Source organism: Nocardia asiatica NBRC 100129, from assembly GCF_000308415.1.
Classification (GTDB): domain Bacteria; phylum Actinomycetota; class Actinomycetes; order Mycobacteriales; family Mycobacteriaceae; genus Nocardia; species Nocardia asiatica.
Genome location: NZ_BAFS01000018.1, coordinates 1 through 20,280 on the forward strand (window position 1 = coordinate 1; position 20,280 = coordinate 20,280).

Here is a 20,280-nt window from a genome sequence, read left to right on the forward strand (position 1 = left end):
TCACGCCGTAGACGTTGATGTCGAGGATGCGCTGGGTCACCTCGTCCGGCTCGTCCACCAGCTTGCCGGTCGGCATGATGCCCGCGTTGTTGATCAGCACATCGATCGGGCCGAGCGTTCGCTCCACCTCGTCGAGGAAGCCGTCGAACGAATCCTGATCGGTGACGTCGAGCTTGCCGTAGTGCTCGAAATTCCGTGCCGTGCCCGACTCCTTGACGGTGGTCTCGTCGATGTCGCCGATGGCGATCAGCGCGCCGAGAGCTTGCAGGGCGGTCGCGGTGGCGAGTCCGATGCCGCGGGCCCCGCCGGTGATGACGACGACCTTGCCGCGGATCTGCTTCGTGTCGGTCACTTGTCGTCTCCCTTGAGCTTCAGCAGGGCGGGCAGGTCGAGGCGGCGCAGGCCCCGGGCGCCCGCCGCGCGCATCGCGCCGAGCGCGAACAGCAGCTTCGGCATCGAGTACGGGTACCAGAACAGTTCTTTCTGCTGGGTCGGCAGGATCGGCGTGGTGATCGCCTGCTGACGGCAGTATTTGCGCACGCCGTTCGCGCCGCCCCAGCGGGCGCCGACACCGGACAGGCCCCAGCCGCCCATCGGCAGCGCGTAGCTGAACAGGTTGGCGAACACGTCGTTGATATTGACCGCGCCCGCGTTCAGCTGGCGGGCGATCCGCTCGCCGCGCTCTTTGTCACCGGTCCACACCGAGGCCGAAAGGCCGTAGATCGAGTCGTTGGCCAGCCGGACTGCCTCGGACTCGTCGGCCACCTTCATCACCGGCAGCGTGGGGCCGAAGGTCTCCTCGGTGACGCAGGACATGGTGTGGTCCACGTCGACCAGCACGGTCGGTTCGAAGGCGGTGCCGAATCCGGCCCGCTTGCCGCCGGTGAGCACTTTCGCACCGGCCGCGACGGCCTCCTGGACGTGGCGCTCGACGATGCCCACCTGGTTCTCGTTGGCCAGCGCTCCCACGTCGTATTTCGACTCGCGCCCGTCCAGGCCCTGTCGCAGCGCTTCGACGTTGGCGGTCAGTTTGGCGACGAACTCGTCGTATACCGGAGCCTCGACGTACACCCGCTCCACGGAGATGCAGACCTGGCCGGAGTTGAACATGCCGCCGAAGGCGATGCCGTGCGCGGCGCGATCGAGGTCGGCGTCGGCGAGCACGATGGCCGGGTCCTTGCCGCCGAGTTCGAGGCTGTAGGGCACCATCCGTTCCACGCACGCGGCGGCGATCTTGCGACCGGTGGCGGTGGAGCCGGTGAACTGGATGTAGTCGGCGTTGCCGACCACGGCCGCTCCGGTCGCGCTCGCTCCGGTGACCACGGCGAACACCGGCGGCGCGCCGATCTCGGCCCAGCCCTTCGCCAGTTCGAGCGCGGAGAGCGGCGTCACCTCGGACGGCTTGAGAACGACCGCGGCTCCGGCCGCGAGCGCCGGGAACACGTCCATCACCGGCATGGCCAGCGGGAAATTCCACGGCGTGATGACGCCGACCACCGGATACGGCCGGTAGACGGTGGTCAGCCGCTTGACGCGAGCCAACGGGCTGTGCGGCGACGGGTGATCGTCGGCCAGGAACTTGGCCGCGCGCCGCGCGTAGTAGCCGATCAGGTCGGTGGCGAAACCGGGGTCGATCAGGGCGTCGACCCGGGGCTTGGCGGTCTCCGATTGCAGTACGGTGGCCAGTCGGTCGGTGTTGTCGATCAACCAGTCCTGGAACTTCAGCAGCCAGACCTTGCGGCCTTCGGGCCCGATCGCCTCCCACTCCGGCTGATACAGCCGCAGTTCGCGCACCTTGGCCGCGACGGCTTCGGCGGTCTCGTCGGGCACCGCGCCGACGACCTCGCCGGTGCCGGGGTTGCGCACCTCGATGACGGCGGGACCGTTCTTCTTCGCGGTCGTCTTGCGTCCCTGCGCCTTCCCGGTCGCGGGCGCTGGTTCCGTATTGGTCACTGCTGTTCTCCCACTGACGTTGTGTTGAACCGCGGTCTGCTGACTGCTGTGAGTCAGGCCACTGAACTATGATCGTGACACAATCGCAGGAGACTTTCTTGGCCCAGTTTGTCAAGGAAATTGGCCGAATTTGTCTCCGGGTAACAAATGTCGGCGAATAACCTCGGCGTGAGGAGGTGGCGATGACCGTGGGGCCGACGCCGCGCGCCGCGGCCCGGCCGAGTCCGGCGCCCGACGAGGTGCGCGACTGGCTGGCCGAGTACGTCTACGAGACCATGCGCGCGGATACGCTCGAGCGGATCGTCACCCGGCTCGACGACGTGATCGTCGCGCGGATCCCCGAACTCGCCGATCGCGATATGCGCCGCGATCTCGCGGCCAGCACCAGGGCGCACGCCAGGATCGTGCTGAGCCGCCTGGCCAGCGACGCCTTCGAGTTCTCGCTGCCGGAGGAGGCGCACGCCTTCGCGCGCAGTGTGGCGCGCCGCGGCTTCGAGCTGCGACTGCTGCTGCGGGTCTATCACGTTGGCATGGAGGCGGTGCTGGACTACCTGACCGAGGTCGTCGAGCAGCGGCGGGCCACGCCGGAACTCGAGCGCGTAGTGCTGCTGCGGCTGTTCGAGCGGGCCACCAAATGGATGAGCACCTCGGTCGAACTGCTCACCGACACTTACATGGAGGAGCGCGAGCAGGTGCTGCGCGCCGCCATCAACCGGCGGGCCGAGACCGTGCGCGCCCTGCTGGACGGCGACGACGTGGACGTCGACCAGGCCTCGGTGCGGCTCGGCTACCGGCTCTCCCAGCAGCACCTGGCGTTCGTGCTGTGGACCGACGAACCGACCGGCGAGCCCGCGGGCGCGGAGGCGGAGGCGACCGGACTGCTGGACCGGGTCGCGGCCCGGCTGGCCGCCGCGTTCGGCAGCGCGCGGGTGCTCACCGTTCCGTCCGGCGCCAGCGCCATGTGGGCATGGGCCGGTTCGGACGACGTGGAACGCGCCGCCGAACTCGCGGCGCCGGAGGCTGTGGAGCGGCTGGCGGGCGCGCAGGTCGAGGCGCCGGTACGGGTGGCGTTCGGTGTCCCCGCCGGGGGGATCGTGGGTTTTCGCCGCAGTCATCGCGAGGCGGTCGCGGCGCGGCAGGTCGCCGAGCGCGCACCAGCGGGTGGCCGGCGGGTCACCGGGTATCGATCCGTGGAGATCGCGTATCTGGCCGGTGCGGACGAAGCGGCCATGCGCGGGCTGGTCGCGCGGGAACTGGGCGCGCTGGCCGGCCGGGACGCGAACGCCGCGCGGCTGCGCGAGACGCTGCACGCCTATCTGCGCGGCCACCGCAGCCCGGAGGCCACCGCGAAAGCGCTCGGGGTGCACAAGAACACGGTTCGCTATCGCGTGCAGCGGATCGAACAACTGCTGGGATATCCGATCGAAGAGCGGGGCTTGCCGCTGGAGATCGCGCTGGTGTGCGTCGACGTCTACGGCGTGGACGCCCTGCCCTGAACCCTTATTCTCCCGCGGCCGCTTCCCGCGCGGCGATGCGGCGCAGTGGCGGCTCGGTGGTCGGCGCGACCCTGCGGTCGGGTAACTCGGCGAGCAGGGTGGTGGTCGCCTCGGCGATGGCCGCGACGGCCTTGTCGACGGCCGATTTGGTGGTCGAGCTCAGGCCGGACACGCCACCGACCTTGCGCACGTACTGCAGTGCGGCGGCATAGATTTCCTGCTCGGTTGCGGCAGGTTCCAGACCACGCAGGACGGTGATGTTTCTACACATGCGAGCACACTAGCCCCAGATCACGACGTGCGTCAGGGCAAGAAGTCACCGAGGTCGAAAATCGATTCGCCCAGCGGACGCGCGATCGCCGCCGGGGACGAACCCGCGCGGCCATCCGCCAATACCGAGCGTGCGCCGTGACGGATGGGGAACAATCGAGGACATGCCTGCGCGCGGTGTACCCACATTGACGACGTTCCCGTACGCGGACCTGGACGAGCGGGAGGAAGACCACTGGTCCGGCGCGGCGGTATCCGACGACGAATTGCGGGCGCTGGCCCTCGGCGCCTTCTACTCGGCGCGCTGGGACGCCTTCCACGACGCCCTGCTGCTCGGTCCGGAACGCGCGCATCCGCTCGGTGACCGGCGCGAGCTGGCCATCGACACGCTCACCGGAGCGTGGGGCATCACCGACGGCACCGAGGCGCAGGCGTCGATGGAGCAGTTGCTCGACGGCATGCACGCCCCGCTCTACGCGCTGGTGCACCCGCTGGTGACGGCCTCGATCAACGCCAGCGAGCGCGATCGTTTCGGCGAGCGGGCCGACCGGCACCGGGCGTTCCTGCGGCAGGTCGGCGCGTTCCGCGGCATGGACAATCCCGAGGCGCTGGTGCGCGACTACGACATCTGGTCGCAGGCGATCAAGATCGGGTTCACCGATCACCTGGCCCGGCCGCTGCCCACCGACATCCACGCCTGGGACCTGGCCCGGGTGGTGGCGGTGGCCAGGATGGCCTACACGGCCGGCTACCTCGACGCCGACGTGGCCTGGAGCTATCTGGCCCGCGCATTGCCGCTGGCCCAGAGCAAGTACCGCAACTGGCGGCAGTTCGGCGACGCCTATCTCACCGGCTGGACCTATTGGCAGGCCTGTGAGGACCTGGCCGAGCTGAAGAACGGCGGCGTCGATCGCCGCAAGGAGCTGTTGCGGCTGTGGCTGCGCCCGACCAGTCCGTGGCGGCGGGTCGCGCTGAACTCAGCTCCCGTCGGGGAGTGAGCGCAGGATGCCGCGGCCGTAGCGCTGGAACTGCGCGTCGTCGACCATGCCGAGGGAATGCCGCTCGACCAGCAGCTCCCACTCCGAGTACAGCTGAGCCACACCCGGGTCGGCGGCGCCGGCGGCGCCGTCGGCGGATTCCCGGCGCACCGCGAAGTTCACCGCGCAGGTGACCCGTTCGGTGTCGGCGCGGTCGGCGCCCGCGAAGTGCAGCGTTCGGCTGCCGTCGTGTACCTCGATGCCGGTCGCGCCGCGTCCGGGCCCGATCTCGCCGCGGCCCGCGGTGGGGTTGTCGGTGGCGCGAGCCCACAGGATTACGGGGATCGGGAGTTCGTGCGCGTACCGGCTGTCGCCGATCGAGATGAACAGCAGGCGCGCCGTCGTCGCGGCGAGCAGACCGGAGCCGTTGCCGGCGGGTGGCTGCGCGACCGCGAAGGCGGTCTCCAGGACGTACTCCTCCGGCGTCACGTAACGATGCAGAGCCGCTATCGCCTGCTTCGCCTCGCGGCGTGGCGACATCCGCCGGGTGGCCCGCTCGACGTCCGCGCGGACGGGACCGGCGCGTCCCCACGTGGGAGTCGGCGGGCGCAGATCCGGCGCCGCCACGTCGATGCGCTGGGTGGCCAGGATGTGCGCGTTGAGCCGGTCGACGATCTCGGTGGCCGCCGGGAAGTCGTGCTCGGCGATCAGGACCGGCAGCGGAGTGCGGTCCGCGGGCACGCCGGTGAGCACCGGCGTGGGGTAACGCAGATAGATCTCGATCACGACCGCGTCGTCCGCGCGCCGGTTCAGCCGGACCTTGAGCAGGTCCGATACCGGGACATCGAGGACGCGCTCGCCGTCGGAACCGGGCCGCAGGACGATCAGCCTGCCGCGGCCGTGACGCAGTATCGCTGTGGGTGTCCGTAGCTCGACTATGTCCATACCCCCTGCGCTCGTGTCTGGTGCGGCGCTCCCGGGGCCTTTCGTGGTGTGCGAGCTACCGCCTACGTGCCCGTCGCTCGCGCCGCGAGGTTGTGTCGTCGCTCACGATAGGCCGAACATGCCATGATTGTTGCCACTTGGAGGAAGCCGGACCGGAGACATCGGGAACCACCGTCGATCCCCGGCCGTTTACCTCTTTAACTGCACCTGCAGCCGAACTGCGCGATGTATCGACTAGACCGTACGCGGTAACGTGGCATGTCCGCATCCGAACCCCCGCGGAACCGGACGCGCCAGACGCATCGCTAGGCAAGAACCGGAGACACCGGAAAGGACTGGCCGCCCCGGCCGACGCTCTATGAACCGCAAGACAGTGTTTCGCACCCTGGCCATAGTTTCGGGCGTTCTGCTCGTGATCTATGCGTTCAGCTACTTCGGCAACGACACGCGGGGCTGGAAGAGCGTCGATACCTCGGTTGCCCTGAGCCAGCTCGAGAACAAGAGCAACGTCCAGAACGTGCAGATCGATGATCGCGAGCAGCAGCTGCGCATCGAGCTGAAGGACGGCAACGACGCCACCAGCGGACAGAACAAGATCATCGCGAAGTATCCGGGCGGCAGCGAGACCTCCGCCCAGATCTTCGACGCCGTGAAGACCTCCGGCGCCCCCTACAACACGGTGGTCAAACAGGAGAGCTGGTTCACCCAGATCCTGCTGTTCGTGCTGCCGATGGTCATCCTGCTCGGGTTGTTCATCTTCGTGATGGCCCGCATGCAGGGCGGCGGCCGCGGCGGCATGATGGGCTTCGGCAAATCGAAGGCCAAGCAGCTGTCCAAGGACATGCCCAAGACCACGTTCGCCGACGTGGCCGGAGCCGACGAAGCGGTCGAGGAACTCTACGAGATCAAGGACTTCCTGCAGAACCCGGTTCGCTACCAGGCTCTCGGCGCCAAGATCCCCAAGGGCGTCCTGCTCTACGGTCCGCCCGGCACCGGTAAGACCCTGCTGGCTCGCGCCGTCGCGGGCGAGGCGGGTGTGCCGTTCTTCACCATCTCCGGCTCGGACTTCGTGGAGATGTTCGTCGGTGTCGGCGCCTCCCGGGTGCGCGACCTGTTCGAGCAGGCCAAGCAGAACAGCCCGTGCATCATCTTCGTCGACGAGATCGACGCGGTCGGCCGCCAGCGCGGCGCGGGCCTCGGCGGTGGTCATGACGAGCGCGAGCAGACCCTCAACCAGTTGCTGGTGGAGATGGACGGCTTCGGCGACCGCACCGGCATCATCCTGATCGCCGCCACCAACCGCCCCGACATCCTCGATCCGGCGCTGCTGCGTCCGGGCCGGTTCGACCGGCAGATCCCGGTCGGCAACCCGGACCTCGCCGGTCGCCGGGCCATCCTGCGGGTGCACTCGCAGGGCAAGCCGATCTCCCCGGACGCCGACCTGGACGGCTTGGCCAAGCGCACCGTCGGCATGTCCGGCGCCGACCTGGCCAACGTGATCAACGAGGCCGCGCTGCTCACCGCCCGCGAGAACGGCGCGGTGATCACGGGCGAATCGCTGGAGGAGTCGGTCGACCGTGTGATCGGCGGCCCGCGCCGCAAGAGCCGGATCATCAGCGAGCACGAGAAGAAGATCACCGCCTATCACGAGGGCGGCCACACCTTGGCCGCCTGGGCGATGCCGGACATCGAGCCGGTGTACAAGGTCACCATCCTGGCGCGCGGCCGCACCGGCGGCCACGCCATGACGGTGCCCGAGGACGACAAGGGCCTGATGACCCGCTCAGAGATGATCGCCCGCCTGGTCATGGCGATGGGCGGCCGCGCGGCCGAGGAGTTGGTGTTCCACGAGCCGACCACCGGCGCGTCCTCCGATATCGACCAGGCCACCAAGATCGCTCGCGCGATGGTGACCGAGTACGGCATGAGCGCCCGGCTCGGCGCGGTCCGCTACGGCCAGGAGCAGGGCGACCCGTTCCTCGGCCGCTCGATGGGCATGGGTTCGGACTACTCGCACGAGGTGGCGGGCGCGATCGACGAGGAGGTGCGCAACCTGATCGAGGCCGCGCACACCGAGGCGTGGGCCATCCTGAACGAGTACCGCGACGTCCTCGACGATCTGGCCACCGCGCTGCTGGAGCGGGAGACCCTGCATCGCAAGGATCTCGAGCAGATCCTCGCCTCGGTGGAGAAGCGCCCGCGGATCACCGCGTTCAACGATTTCGGCGACCGCGTGCCCTCGGACAAGCCGCCGGTGAAGACCCCGGGCGAGCTGGCCGCCGAGCGCGGCGAGTCCTGGCCGCCGGAGCCGGTGGCGCAGCCCGTGGCCGCGTCCGCCCAGCGCGAGCCGCAGGCGGCCAACGGTTACCCGCCGCACGAGAGCGGTTACGGCGCACCGCCGCAGTACGCCCGCCCGTCCGCGCCCGGCTACCCGCTGCCTCAGGCGCCCGCTCCTGGTTATCCGCGCCAGGGCACGCACGGCTCGCGGCCGGACTACGGCGCTCCGGCGGGATGGTCGGCTCCCGGCTGGCCGCCGCGGGACGAGCCGCAGCAGCAAGGCCAGTCCGGCTGGGGTGACTCACAGCAGCCGCGGCACGGCTACCAGCAGTGGGGGCCGCAGGGAGCGCCGGAAGGCGGCTACGACCGGGACGGTTACGGCGAGCGCGGCGGCTATGACGAGCCGCGCCGGGCCAATCCGAACGGCGAGGGCGACAACGGTGATTGGGATGGACCGAACGGTCGGCACTGAGGTGACGATTAGGCTCGACCATCGGGGGGTGCCGGGTAATTGCCGGCGCTCTGGGAGTTTGGAGGTGTCCTGATTGTCGGCCAACGATCACGGCGGTGGTTACGTTCTCGCCGAAGCGGATAGTGCTGAATACGACGGCGTCGACATCGATCTGACGGAGCCCGGCCCCGTCGCCCTGGAGACCGGGAGATCGTTCGACCAGGCGCGGGCCGAAGCGGCGGTACGGGAGTTGCTGCTCGCCATCGGCGAGAATCCGGATCGCCCGGGGCTGCGGGAGACGCCGGCCCGGGTGGCGCGCGCCTATCGGGAGACCTTCGCGGGGCTCTACGTGGAGCCGGATTCGGTGCTCAACACCACCTTCGACGAGGGCCACCAGGAACTCGTGCTGGTCCGGGACATCCCGATGTACTCCACCTGTGAGCATCACCTCGTGTCGTTCCACGGCGTCGCCCACGTCGGTTACATCCCCGGCCCGCACGGGCGGGTCACCGGGCTGTCCAAGCTGGCCCGGCTGGTCGACCTGTACGCCAAGCGCCCGCAGGTGCAGGAGCGGCTGACCAGCCAGATCGCCGACGCGGTGATGCGCAAGCTGGATCCGCGCGGCACCATCGTGGTGATCGAGGCCGAGCACCTGTGCATGGCGATGCGCGGTATCCGCAAGCCGGGCGCGAGCACCACCACCTCCGCCGTGCGCGGGCTGCTGCAGTCCAACGCCGCCTCGCGCGCCGAGGCGCTCGATCTGATCCTGCGCAAGTGATCGGGCCCGCGGTGTCCGAACCGAGCGGCGGAGGGCTCGCGGCGGCCGGGGATCACACCGCCACCGCACGGCCCGACGCGCGATCGGCGACGGCGAGCGGGTTCGACAGCGTCGGCGCCCGGGACGGGCGCTCCTGCGTGGTGATGGGTGTGGTGAACGTCACCAGCGATTCGTTCTCCGACGGTGGGCGCTACCTCGATCCCGAGCTGGCCATCGCGCACGGTGTGCGGCTGCACGCCGCAGGCGCGGACATCATCGACGTCGGCGGCGAGTCGACCAGGCCGGGCGCGGTGCGCATCGATGCGGCGACCGAGGCCGCACGAGTGGCGCCGGTCATCCGCGGCCTGGTCGCGGCGGGCGTGCCGACCAGCGTGGACACCATGCGCGCCGCGGTGGCCGCCGCGGCGATCGAGGCGGGGGTGTCGGTGGTGAACGACGTCTCCGGCGGCCGCGCCGACGCCGACATGGTGCGAGTGGTCGCCGCCGCCCGCATCCCGTGGATTCTCATGCACTGGCGGGCGGGCGCCGACTATCGGCACACCGGACCGGCGGACCACTATGAAGACGTGGTCGCCGAGGTGCTCGCCGAGCTGACCGCCCAGGTGGACCTGGCCGTCGCCGCGGGCGTCGACCCGTCCCGGCTGATGCTCGACCCGGGCTTGGGCTTCGCGAAGAACGCCGAGCACAACTGGGCTCTGCTGGGCGCGCTGCCCGAATTGGTCGCGCACGGACTGCCGGTCCTGATCGGCGCGTCGCGCAAGCGTTTCCTCGGTTCGCTGCTCGCCGACGAGGCGGGACCGCGGCCACCGGACGGCCGCGAGACGGCCACGGCGACCATCTCGGCGCTGGCCGCACTGCACGGCGCGTGGGGTGTGCGCGTGCACGACGTGCGCGCCTCGCTGGACGCCATCGCGGTCGCCGACGCATGGCAGAATGCCGCACGGCAGCGCGCCGCACAGCACGACACCGCCCGATCCAGTGCGCAAGGAGCTCGACGATGAGCCGGTACCCGGTCCATGCCGAAGAGGAAGCGCCCCCGCGCGATTCGGCGATCCGGCGCGGCGCCGACCGGATCGAGTTGCGCGGCCTGCGCGCATTCGGTCATCACGGCGTGTTCGAGCACGAGCGCCGCGATGGTCAGGAATTCCTGGTCGACCTGACGGTGTGGGTCGATTTCGCCGTGGCCGCGGCGACCGACGATCTGGCCGCCACCGTGGACTACGGCGCGCTGGCCGAGCGCGCGGTGCGCATCGTCCAGGGCGAGCCGCGCGATCTCATCGAGACGGTGGTGTCGGAGATCGCCGAGGACGTCATGACCGATCCGCGGATCAGGTCGGTCGAGGTGGTGCTGCACAAGCCGTCCGCGCCGATCCCGCACACGTTCGCCGACGTGCGGGTGATCACCTCGCGGCACCGCGTGGAGCCCGCCGAATGAGGCGACGCAGCGGCGGCGCGGCCGTTTTCCGGACCGGGCCGAGCGCCGCGGGGGCGCGCCGATGACCCGTGCCGTGCTGTCCATCGGTTCGAATCTGGGCGACCGGCTCGCCCATCTGCGCAGTGTGCTGGACGGGTTCGGCCATCGCGTGCTGGCCGTGTCCGCCGTGTACTCGACCGCGCCCTGGGGCGGCGTCCCGCAGGACGACTACCTCAATGCGGTTGTCCTGGCCGAGGATCCGGCCTTCGGTTGCGTGGACTGGCTGCGCCGGGGCCAAGATCTGGAGCAGGCCGCGGGCCGAGTGCGCGACGTGCGCTGGGGCGCGCGCACTTTGGACGTGGACGTGGTGTGGTGCGCCGAACTGCGCGACGGAGAGCTGGTCGCGTGCCGCAGCGCCGACCCGGATCTGATCCTGCCCCACCCTCAGGCACATCGGCGCGCCTTCGTGCTGGTGCCGTGGCTGGACGTGGCGCCGGACGCGGTGCTCGAGGTCGACGGTGTACCGCACGCCGTGGCGGGTCTGCTGGCGCGGCTCGATCCGGCCGAGCGCGCCGGGGTGCGGCGCACCGAGTTCTCGTTGACGGGCACGCTGTCGTGAAGCTCAAGCCGACTCGCGTTCTGGACCTCGTGGCGAACGTGCTGATCGCCGCGATCGCTGCGTGGATCGCCACCCGGGTGGCCTACGACAACTTCCCGCCCATCTCGATCTTCGCCGGAGCCTCGCTGTACCCGGTGGCAGCCATCGAGGCGGTGCTCGCTTTCGTGATCCGGGCCAGGGTCAACGACCACGAGATCGGCGACGGCCGCCACCAGTTGCATCCGATCACCGCGGCCCGCGCCGTCGCCCTGGCCAAGGCGTCGGTGCAGGTGGGTTCGATCGCCGCCGGCATCTGGCTCGGTTTCCTGTGCTGGGTCTTCCCGCAGCGCGGCACGCTGCGGGCGGCGGCCGCCGACAGCCCCGGCGCGATAGTCGGGATGCTGGCGGGGGTGGCTTTGGTTGCTGCGGCCCTCTGGCTGGAGTACTGCTGCCGCGCGCCGGAGGATCCTACCGACGATGCGGCAACTACGTAGCTAGCTTCACGAACGGAATTACAAAACGCTGTCTGGGCGCGGCTCGACCAATTGGCTACCCTGGCTGGCATGGTTTCACCCTCCCGTAGCAGCACTTCCCGTCGACGGCGGGACGACGCGGGAAAATTGTTCGTCGGCGTCTTGATCTTGTTCGGCCTGGTTGCCAGCGTTTTCCTGATCTTCAGTAACAGCGTGCAGTTCGTACGGGTAGGTCTGATCGCGGCGCTGTGGGCGGCGGCGATCGGCGCTCTGGCTGCGACGAAGTACCGCAAGGAAGCGGATATCGACAAGGCGAAGGTCCGTGATCTGCAAACCGTCTACGAGTTGCAGTTGGAGCGGGAGGTCACCGCGCGACGCGAGTACGAACTCGGCGTGGAGGCGCGAGTGCGGGCGGAAGTGGGAGCCGACGCGGCCGAACTCGCGGCCTTGCGCGCGGAGCTCACCGTGCTGCGGCAGAGCCTGCAGCGGCTGTTCGACGGGGATCTGCCGATGGAACGCCCGGCGTTGCGCGCCGAAGCGACCAGGATTCAGGAGCTGACCAGCTCGGGCGCGGAATCGGGGAACAATAGCTCCGCGAATGCCGGGATGTGGTCGATGTTCGCCGACCAGCAACCGCATAGCAGTATGACGCCGATCTTCGAGCCCGGCCATCCCGAGCCGCCGGCCTTCGCCAGCCCCTTCGATGACCCGGTCACCGCCGAGACCGCGGTCGTCTCCCTCGACGACGACGAGCGGTCCGACGCTCAGCAGGCACGCGATGCCGAGCCGCGCGGCTGGGCCGACGCCTTCACCGAGACCGTGGACGAGCCGCTCGACGAGCCGCCCACCCGGCCCGCCGTGCGGCCGCGACCGGCCGAGGAACCGGCGCCGCGACCGGCGCCCGCGCCGACCATGGGCACGCCCAGCGCACGCAGGCGGCGCCGGGCCGAGAGCGACGACGAGACGCCGTCGCGTCGTCTCTCGGTCGCGGAGATCATGGCCAACCTGCAGTCCGAGGAGCGCGAACGCCGGTGACCGGCGGCCGGCGCGGCCCCCGGCACTGCGGCACAGATCACGCGGGCACCCCGTGGCGGCGGTGAACCGCCTGCCGATATTCTCTTGGCGTACCGTCCGGTACCCGCATGGCGGGACTGGAACGACATCGAGAGGACAACGTTGACCTCGAGAAGCGTGAATTCCGACAACGCTACTTCGGGCTTCGACCCCGCGCCCGCACGCCTGACGGTGGGAATCGTCTCGGCGGGACGTGTGGGTTCGGCATTGGGCGCCGCACTCGAGCGGGCCGGGCACATCGTGTTCGGCGTCTGCGCGATCTCCGACGCCTCGGTGCGCCGTGCCCGGACCCGGCTGCCCGATTCGGAGATCCTGCCGGTCGAACAGGTGGCCGCCCGCAGCGAGCTGTTGCTGCTCGCCGTGCCCGACACCGAACTGCCAGGTCTGGCTCGTGGCCTGGCGAGCGCGGGAGTCGTCCGGCCCGGCACCATCGTGGCCCACACCTCTGGCGCGAACGGTGTCGGCGTGCTCGCGCCCCTCACCGAGATCGGCGCACTGGCGCTGGCCATCCACCCCGCGATGACCTTCACCGGCCACGACGAAGACGTGACTCGCCTCGGCAACGCCTGCTTCGGCATCACCGCGGCCGACGAGGTCGGCTACGCCATCGCGCAGTCGCTGGTGATCGAGATGGGCGGCGAGCCGGTCCGGGTGCCGGAGGCCCACCGGCCGCTGTACCACGCCGCGCTCGCGCACGGCAGCAATCACCTGGTCACGGTGATCGTGGACGCGGTCGCCGCGCTGCGCGCCGCCCTGGCGGGGCCGGGCCTGATCGGCCAGCAGGTGGTCGACGACCAGCCGGGCGGCCTGGCCGAGCGCCTGCTCGCCCCGCTGGCCTCGGCGGCGCTGGACAACGCGCTGCGCCGCGGCCAGTCCGCGTTGACCGGCCCGGTGGCGCGCGGCGACGCGGAAGCCGTGGCCGCGCATCTGGACGCGCTGGCGTCGGTCGAGCCCCGGATGGCCGAGGCGTATCGCGCGCTGTCGCTGCGCACCGCGGAACGGGCGGGCACCGCCCCCGCCGTCATCGAGCTGCTGGAAGGACACTGATGTTCGACCCGAAACTGCGCGGTGCCTACCGGCCCGGTGAGCTGACCGTGCATCACGATCCCGCGATACTCGGCGCGGCGTCCGCCGCCCTGCGCGGTGTCGGCCGCACCGTCGCTCTGGTGCCGACCATGGGCGCGCTGCACGAGGGCCATCTGGAGATCGTGCGACTGGCCAAACGAACCAACCAGGTCGTCATCGTGTCGATCTTCGTCAACCCCTTGCAATTCGGGGCGAACGAGGATCTGGACAAATATCCCCGCACGCTGGACGCCGACGTCGAGCTGCTGCGGGCGGAGGGCGTCGAGCTGGTGTTCGCGCCGAGCGTGTCCGACATGTACCCGGACGGTCCGCGCACCACGGTGCACCCCGGTCCGCTCGGCGCGGAGCTGGAAGGCGCCAGCCGCCCCACCCACTTCGCGGGCATGCTCACCGTGGTCGCCAAACTGCTGCAGATCGCGCGGCCGGCGGAAGCGTTCTTCGGGGAGAAGGACTATCAGCAGCTCACGTTGATCCGGCAGCTGGTCCGCGACCTCAATTTCGACGTGAAGATCACCCCCGTGGTCACCGTGCGCGAGCCCGACGGCTTGGCGCTGTCCTCGCGCAACCGCTATCTCGACCCGGTGCAGCGCGAATCGGCGCTCGCCCTGTCGGCGGCCCTTTCGGCGGGCAAGCACGCCGGCGGCCTCGGCGGTGACGCGGTGCTCGCGGCCGCACGTCAGGTGCTCGACGCCGCGACCGGCGTGGACGTCGATTACCTGGAGCTGCGCTCGGCCGCTCTGGGCCCCGCCCCGGCGATCGGCAACGCCAGACTGCTGATCGCGGCCCGGGTCGGCGCGACCCGGCTCATCGACAACATCGCCGTCACGCTCGGCGCTCCGATCGACGGTCATCCCGCCGTCTCCGGTTCGCGCCCCGCCGTGAACTCTTCCCAGCCTGCCCCGGCGGTGTCCGATCCCGCCCCGATCCCTCCCGCGAACTAGAAAGGGCGACGCAATGCTGCGCACCATGATGAAGTCGAAGATCCACCGTGCCACCGTGACGCACGCCGATCTGCACTACGTCGGCTCGGTCACCGTGGATCAGGACCTGCTCGACGCCGCCGATTTGTTGGAAGGCGAGCAGGTCTGCATCGTGGACATCGACAACGGCGCCCGGTTGGAGACCTACGTCATCGCCGGTGAGCGGGGTTCGGGCGTGATCGGGATCAACGGCGCGGCGGCGCACCTGGTGCACCCGGGCGACCTCGTCATCCTGATCGCCTACGGTCAGCTGAACGAGCAGGAACTCGCGGAATACGACCCCAAGGTCGTGTTCGTCGACGAGCGCAACCGTGCGGTCGAGCTCGGCTCGGACCCGGCGCACGCGCCGGAGGGCTCGGGCCTGACCTCGCCGCGCTCGCTGTCGTTCGTCTGAGGACCGGCGACCGGCACATGCTGCTGACCATCGATGTCCGCAATACCAGTATCGAACTCGGTCTGTTCTCCGGTTCCGGGGCGCATTCGAAACTGGTGCGGCACTGGCGAATGCACACCAATCCGTTGCTGACCGCCGACGAATTCGCCATGCAGGTGCGCGGCTTGGTCGGCGCGCAGCTGGACGAGGTGATCGGCGTCTCCGCGCTTTCGACGGTGCCGCCCGTGCTGCGCGAACTACGCGCCATGCTGAGCCAGTACTGGGCGCACGTGCCGCACGTATTGGTGGAACCCGGTGTGCGCACCGGCATTCCGCTGCTGGTGGACAATCCGAAAGAGGTGGGCGCGGACCGCATCGTCAATTGCCTGGCCGCCTATCAGCGGTATTCCGCACCCGCGATCGTCGTCGATTTCGGTACGGCGATCTGTGTCGATCTGGTGTCGAGGAAGGGTGAGTTCCTGGGCGGGATCATCGCGCCGGGGGTGGAGATCTCGACCGAGGCGCTGGTGGAACGCAGTGCGCTGCGGCGGGCGGAGTTGACCAGGCCGCGCTCGGTGCTGGGGAAGAACAGCATGGAATGCATGCAGTCCGGGGCGGTCTTCGGATTCGCCGGGCTGGTGGACGGCCTGATCGATCGGATTCGTGACGAGTTCGACGCCTTCGCGGGCGATGACGTGGCGATCGTGGCGACCGGCGCGACCGCACCGCTGATCGTCCCGGAATCAGAGACGATCGAAGACCACGATCCGCACCTCACGCTGACCGGACTCCGGCTCGTATACGAACGCAACCAGCGGCGCAAGGGAACTGTCTGAAATGCGCGGTGTTGGCTTTGTCGCAGGCTGGCGCTTGCCGACACCGCGCCGAATGCTGTTAGACTCCTTTTCGTGACTTTCCGCGTGAGCACCCAGGAGTGTTGTCGAGGCTGACCTGCCTCGACCGATCGAGGCTGAGTTCTTGCCCTCGACCGATACCTTCCTCCTGGAGATTCGCTCATGCGTTCTTCTGTTCTTTCCCTTTCTTCCGCGCGTACCGCGTTCTCGGCTACGCCTCCGGTGGATCGCTCGGTGTCGCCCGCGCTTCCCACCCGTTTGCGTCCGGCCGATCTGCTCCGGCTGACCGACGAGGGCGCCGAGGACGTGCTGGCCGGGCGTTACGACCACTTGTTCCCCGCCGGGGGAAACTGGCCGGCCGACGAGCGCTGGGCGGCCAGGTTGCTCGCCGACGACGAGGTCGACGTCTGGCTGATCAGCTGGACGCCGGGTAAATCGACGGAACTGCACGACCACGCCGGATCGCTCGGCGCGCTCACCGTGCTCAGCGGCGCGCTGTCGGAATACCGTTGGAACGGAACGGAACTGCGCTGCCGCACGCTCGCGGCGGGCGACCAGGCATCGTTCCCGATCGGCTGGGTGCACGACGTGATGCGCGCGCCCGCCGCTGCCGCAGCGGCCGGTCCGCTCGACCCGACGCTGAGCGTGCACGCCTATTCCCCGCCGCTGACCGCCATGTCCTATTACGAGGTGACCGGTCACGGCACCCTCCGGCGTACCCGAACCGTTCTCACCGACCAGCCCGAAGGTGATATGTGATGACCCGTTTGACCATCGATCAGATGCTCGAGAACGCACGGGCCGGGCTCGACCGGATCTACGCTTTCGAATTGCCGCGAGCGATCGAGCGCGGTGCCATTCTGGTGGATATCCGGCCCCAGGCGCAGCGCGGACGCGAGGGCACCTTGCCCGGCGCACTGGTGATCGAGCGCAATGTCCTGGAATGGCGGCTGGATCCCACCAGCTCCGCGCGCTTGGCGCTGGCCGCCGATCACGACGTGGAATGGATCGTCGTCTGCTCCGAGGGCTATACCTCCAGCCTGGCGGCCGCCGCCCTCCGGCAACTCGGACTGCACCGGGCGACCGACCTCGTGGGCGGCTACCAGGCATTGAAGGCGGCCGGGCTGCTGAACGTCGCCGTGGGGGCGCCGCACTTCACTCGTGAGCTCGACGCGCTCGCGTCGCTGTAAAATCGCCCGGGAACACTTCCATCTCGAAATAGCCGGTCGCGCAGGTGTTTTCGGACACACCATGATGCGCACCGGCTATTTCGCGTATCCGGAGCCCGCGCCGGGCGGTCGACGGCCGGGCGGCGCATCGATACCGATTCGTTACTCCGGGTCAGAGTCCGGGCGGCGCGCAAAACGATTTCCGGTGCACGCTAGGGTTGTTCGATGTGAGCACTCCGAACTCTGCATCCTCCAGCGCATCGACATCGGATTCGCGGCCTGCCGTGGCGCCCGACGCCGACGACGCCCCGGAGCAGATACGGATTCGCCGGGAGAAGCGGGAGCGCCTGCTCGCGGCCGGTGGCGAGGCATATCCCGTGGTCGTGCCGCGCACGCATACCCTGGCGGAAATTCGGGCCGCATATCCGGACCTGGCCGCCGACACCGCCACCGGACAACAGGCGGGCGTCGCCGGACGCGTCATATTCCTGCGTAATACCGGCAAGCTGTGTTTCGCGACACTGCAGGAGGGCGACGGCACCAAGCTGCAGGCGATGATCAGCCTGAACGGCGTCGGCGCGGACGCCCTCGCCGCCTGGAAGGCCGATGTCGATCTCGGCGACTTCGTTTTCGTGCACGGTGAGGTCATCTCGTCGCGCACCGGGGAACTGAGCGTCATGGCCGATTCCTGGTTCATGGCCGCGAAAGCGCTGCGGCCGCTGCCGGTGGCGCACAAGGAGATGAACGAGGAGTCGCGCGTCCGGCAGCGCTATGTCGACCTGATCGTGCGCCCCGAGGCCAGGGAAATGGCTCGCACCCGTATCGCCGTGGTGCGCGCGCTGCGCGACGCGCTCGAGCGCAGGGGGTTCCTCGAGGTGGAGACGCCGATGCTGCAGACGCTGCACGGCGGCGCGGCGGCCCGGCCGTTCGTCACTCATTCCAACGCCCTCGATATGGACCTCTACCTGCGCATCGCGCCGGAGCTGTTCTTGAAGCGCTGCGTGGTCGGCGGCTTGGAGCGGGTCTTCGAGATCAATCGCAACTTCCGGAACGAGGGCGCGGACTCCACACATTCCCCTGAGTTCGCGATGCTCGAGACATACCAGGCATACGGCACCTACGACGACTCGGCGGCGATGACCCGCGAATTGGTGCAGGAAGTGGCCCAGGAGGCGTTCGGCACACAGGTGGTGACCTTGGCCGACGGCACCGAATACGATCTGCGCGGCGAGTGGGCGACCGTCGAGATGTACCCCTCGCTGTCGGACGCGCTGGGTGTGCCGGTCACCCCGGAAACGTCGGTGGCCGAATTGCGGGCGCTCGCGGATCGGGTCGGTCTGGAAATTCCGGAGGGCAAGGGCTACGGCCACGGGAAACTCGTCGAGGAACTCTGGGAACACCAGTATGGCGACAAGCTCTACGCGCCGACTTTCGTGCGTGACTTCCCGGTGGAGACATCCCCGCTGACCAGGCAGCATCGCAGTACGGCAGGGGTCACGGAGAAGTGGGACCTCTATGTTCGCGGCTTCGAGTTGGCCACGGGCTATTCGGAGTTGGTCGACCCGGTGATCCAGCGCGAGCGGTTCGTCGACCAGGCTCGGCTGGCCGCGCAGGGCGACGACGAGGCGATGGTGCTCGACGAGGACTTCCTCGCGGCGATGGAGCACGGCATGCCGCCGACCACTGGAACCGGTATGGGAATCGATCGCTTGTTGATGGCGCTCACGGGATTGGGAATCCGAGAAACGATACTGTTCCCAATTGTGCGTCCGGTCACCAGGTGACCACTGGATTGCAAAGCAGCGGCTCCGTCTTGGAATTTCCGGAATTCGGGGTATTCTTGCCTCGGGTAATCGGCCTAGTATGCGGGTCGCACGATTTCGAGAGGACGTTCATCTCATGGCAAAGAAGGTCACCGTTAGCCTGATCGACGATGTCGACGGTGAGTCCATCGCAGACGAGACCATCGAGTTTGCGATCGACGGTGTGTCGTACGAGATCGACCTGTCGTCGGCAAATGCGGCGAAGCTGCGCGACGGTTTGGAAGAGTGGGTTTCGAATGCGCGCCGGGTCAGTGGCCGGCGCCGGGTCAAGGCGACCGCGGCCGCCGCGGGCACGCCCAAGAGCCGGGTCTCGATCGACCGGGAACAAAGCGCCGCAATTCGCGAGTGGGCGCGTCGGAATGGACACAAGGTGTCCGCCAGGGGCCGCATCTCCGCCGACATCACCGACGCGTACAACAAGGCCGCGAAGGGATAGTTCTATTTTCCGGCCGCCGTCCCGGCGAATCGTGCGACGTCGGGGCGGCGGTCTTGTTTGTGATAGACCTTCGATATAGCAGCGAGACCGGATCACGCGGTGGCCCGCTACGGCGGATGAATCGATCTTGCTCGTGGTACCGGAACGCGGCACCATGGAAACGTGCGACGGTCACTGGCGGTATGGAGAGGCGAGGTATCGGCGCAGTGACAGGATTCGTCGGATCATTCTTGCGGTTCACCGATGACGCCGGTCGGCAGCAGGAGCTCACGCTCACGCCCGACCGCGGGCGCGTCACGATCGGCCGGTCCCCGCATGCCGATCTCGCGCTGAGCTGGGACGCGGAGGTCTCCCGGCTGCACGCGGCGGTCGAATACCTGGGTGCGCACTGGACCATCGTGGACGATGGCCTGTCTCGCAACGGCACGTTCGTCAACGGGGACCGGCTGGTCGGCCGGCGCAGGCTGATGGCGGGCGACGTCATCCGCGTCGGCACCTCGCGGGTGTCCTTTCACGACTTCGGCGGCGTGTCCGACGACATCACCCGCACCTCCACCGGCTCGATCCCCACCGCGCGCTCGCTCACCGAAACGCAGCGCTCGGTGCTGATCGCGCTGTGCCGCCCGTACAAGCACGGCGCGGGCTTCGCCACTCCGGCCTCCAATCAGCAGATCGCCGAGGAGTTGTTCCTCAGCGTCGACGCGATCAAGACCCACCTGCGCGCGCTGTTCGCCAAGTTCGGCGTGGAGGATCTGCCGCAGAACCAGAAGCGCGTACGGCTGGCTGGATTGGCCATGCAGAGTGGGCTCATTTCCGATCGGGACCTGTGAGACCTCCACGGTAGACGCTCGCT

At 69.0% G+C, this 20,280-nt stretch carries 22 protein-coding genes; 18 read left to right on the plus strand and 4 right to left on the minus strand.

Translation table 11 applies throughout. The features are described from left to right. Both ON27_RS02125 and ON27_RS02130 read right to left on the minus strand, forming a co-directional pair. A partial coding sequence (locus tag ON27_RS02125; RefSeq protein WP_043718516.1) for an SDR family NAD(P)-dependent oxidoreductase occupies positions 1 to 352 on the minus strand: 352 nt, incomplete at its 3' end. Continuing rightward, positions 349 to 1,953, minus strand: a complete 1,605-nt coding sequence (locus tag ON27_RS02130; RefSeq protein WP_043718518.1) for an aldehyde dehydrogenase family protein — start codon at positions 1,951 to 1,953, stop codon at positions 349 to 351. The genes ON27_RS02125 and ON27_RS02130, both read right to left, overlap by 4 nt. Positions 1,954 to 2,135: 182 nt before the next feature. On the opposite strand from ON27_RS02130, the gene ON27_RS02135 reads away from it, so the two are divergent. Beyond that, the gene (locus ON27_RS02135; protein WP_051046137.1) at positions 2,136 to 3,449 is read left to right on the plus strand and encodes a PucR family transcriptional regulator; all 1,314 of its coding nucleotides are present in this window, start codon (positions 2,136 to 2,138) and stop codon (positions 3,447 to 3,449) included. 4 nt (positions 3,450 to 3,453) lie between these two features. Here the strand turns inward: ON27_RS02135 and ON27_RS02140 are convergent, their stop codons facing one another. Continuing rightward, the gene (locus ON27_RS02140; RefSeq protein WP_043718521.1) at positions 3,454 to 3,720 is read right to left on the minus strand and encodes a DUF2277 domain-containing protein; all 267 of its coding nucleotides are present in this window, start codon (positions 3,718 to 3,720) and stop codon (positions 3,454 to 3,456) included. 163 nt (positions 3,721 to 3,883) lie between these two features. Between ON27_RS02140 and ON27_RS02145 the strand changes: the two genes are divergently transcribed. Further along, the gene (locus tag ON27_RS02145) at positions 3,884 to 4,717 is read left to right on the plus strand and encodes a DUF1266 domain-containing protein (protein WP_043718522.1); all 834 of its coding nucleotides are present in this window, start codon (positions 3,884 to 3,886) and stop codon (positions 4,715 to 4,717) included. On the opposite strand, the gene ON27_RS02150 is transcribed toward ON27_RS02145, so the two are convergent. Then, complete coding sequence (locus tag ON27_RS02150) at positions 4,697 to 5,641, minus strand: hypothetical protein (RefSeq protein ID WP_051046138.1); 945 nt, start codon at positions 5,639 to 5,641, stop codon at positions 4,697 to 4,699. The two genes, ON27_RS02145 and ON27_RS02150, sit on opposite strands and share 21 nt — an antisense overlap. 358 nt (positions 5,642 to 5,999) lie before the next feature. Here ON27_RS02150 and ftsH point away from each other — a divergent pair, with 358 nt between their 5' ends. The 16 genes from ftsH (at position 6,000) to ON27_RS02230 (ending at position 20,257) form a co-directional block, all read left to right on the plus strand. Then, complete coding sequence (gene ftsH, locus ON27_RS02155) at positions 6,000 to 8,390, plus strand: ATP-dependent zinc metalloprotease FtsH (protein ID WP_043718527.1); 2,391 nt, start codon at positions 6,000 to 6,002, stop codon at positions 8,388 to 8,390. Between the two features lie 145 nt (positions 8,391 to 8,535). Continuing rightward, a complete protein-coding gene (gene folE / locus ON27_RS02160) occupies positions 8,536 to 9,147 on the plus strand; it encodes a GTP cyclohydrolase I FolE (RefSeq protein ID WP_174377805.1) in 612 nt (203 codons plus the stop codon). A 143-nt stretch (positions 9,148 to 9,290) separates the two neighbouring features. Continuing rightward, positions 9,291 to 10,148: a dihydropteroate synthase gene (gene folP / locus ON27_RS02165; RefSeq protein ID WP_051046142.1), complete on the plus strand. Its 858-nt coding sequence runs from the start codon at positions 9,291 to 9,293 to the stop codon at positions 10,146 to 10,148. Next, positions 10,145 to 10,582, plus strand: a complete 438-nt coding sequence (gene folB, locus ON27_RS02170) for a dihydroneopterin aldolase (RefSeq protein WP_083887341.1) — start codon at positions 10,145 to 10,147, stop codon at positions 10,580 to 10,582. Before folP ends, folB begins: the two co-directional genes overlap by 4 nt. A gap of 61 nt (positions 10,583 to 10,643) precedes the next feature. Then, on the plus strand, positions 10,644 to 11,180 hold the full coding sequence (gene folK / locus ON27_RS02175; protein ID WP_043718530.1) for a 2-amino-4-hydroxy-6-hydroxymethyldihydropteridine diphosphokinase: 537 nt from the start codon (positions 10,644 to 10,646) through the stop codon (positions 11,178 to 11,180). After that, positions 11,177 to 11,653, plus strand: coding sequence for a DUF3180 domain-containing protein (locus tag ON27_RS02180; RefSeq protein ID WP_043718532.1), 477 nt, complete (start codon positions 11,177 to 11,179; stop codon positions 11,651 to 11,653). The genes folK and ON27_RS02180 overlap by 4 nt, the downstream gene beginning before the upstream one ends. 69 nt (positions 11,654 to 11,722) lie before the next feature. Continuing rightward, positions 11,723 to 12,667: a DUF6779 domain-containing protein gene (locus tag ON27_RS02185; RefSeq protein ID WP_051046139.1), complete on the plus strand. Its 945-nt coding sequence runs from the start codon at positions 11,723 to 11,725 to the stop codon at positions 12,665 to 12,667. 156 nt (positions 12,668 to 12,823) lie between these two features. After that, positions 12,824 to 13,753: a Rossmann-like and DUF2520 domain-containing protein gene (locus ON27_RS02190; protein WP_043718536.1), complete on the plus strand. Its 930-nt coding sequence runs from the start codon at positions 12,824 to 12,826 to the stop codon at positions 13,751 to 13,753. Next, positions 13,753 to 14,733, plus strand: a complete 981-nt coding sequence (panC, locus tag ON27_RS02195) for a pantoate--beta-alanine ligase (protein ID WP_043718539.1) — start codon at positions 13,753 to 13,755, stop codon at positions 14,731 to 14,733. The genes ON27_RS02190 and panC overlap by 1 nt, the downstream gene beginning before the upstream one ends. Positions 14,734 to 14,746: 13 nt before the next feature. Continuing rightward, the gene (gene panD, locus ON27_RS02200) at positions 14,747 to 15,166 is read left to right on the plus strand and encodes an aspartate 1-decarboxylase (RefSeq protein ID WP_043718542.1); all 420 of its coding nucleotides are present in this window, start codon (positions 14,747 to 14,749) and stop codon (positions 15,164 to 15,166) included. A gap of 17 nt (positions 15,167 to 15,183) precedes the next feature. Then, entirely contained in the window at positions 15,184 to 15,981 is a 798-nt protein-coding gene (locus ON27_RS02205) for a type III pantothenate kinase (RefSeq protein WP_043718544.1), read from the plus strand. A 180-nt stretch (positions 15,982 to 16,161) separates the two neighbouring features. Further along, a complete protein-coding gene (locus tag ON27_RS02210; RefSeq protein WP_083887342.1) occupies positions 16,162 to 16,758 on the plus strand; it encodes a cysteine dioxygenase in 597 nt (198 codons plus the stop codon). A gap of 8 nt (positions 16,759 to 16,766) precedes the next feature. Beyond that, complete coding sequence (locus ON27_RS02215) at positions 16,767 to 17,189, plus strand: rhodanese-like domain-containing protein (protein WP_043718579.1); 423 nt, start codon at positions 16,767 to 16,769, stop codon at positions 17,187 to 17,189. Positions 17,190 to 17,452: 263 nt separating this feature from the next. Continuing rightward, positions 17,453 to 18,952, plus strand: coding sequence for a lysine--tRNA ligase (gene lysS, locus ON27_RS02220; RefSeq protein WP_043718550.1), 1,500 nt, complete (start codon positions 17,453 to 17,455; stop codon positions 18,950 to 18,952). A 115-nt stretch (positions 18,953 to 19,067) separates the two neighbouring features. Continuing rightward, positions 19,068 to 19,427: a histone-like nucleoid-structuring protein Lsr2 gene (locus tag ON27_RS02225; RefSeq protein ID WP_043718552.1), complete on the plus strand. Its 360-nt coding sequence runs from the start codon at positions 19,068 to 19,070 to the stop codon at positions 19,425 to 19,427. A 182-nt stretch (positions 19,428 to 19,609) separates the two neighbouring features. Next, positions 19,610 to 20,257, plus strand: a complete 648-nt coding sequence (locus ON27_RS02230; protein ID WP_051046140.1) for an FHA domain-containing protein — start codon at positions 19,610 to 19,612, stop codon at positions 20,255 to 20,257. Positions 20,258 to 20,280 lie beyond the last annotated feature (23 nt).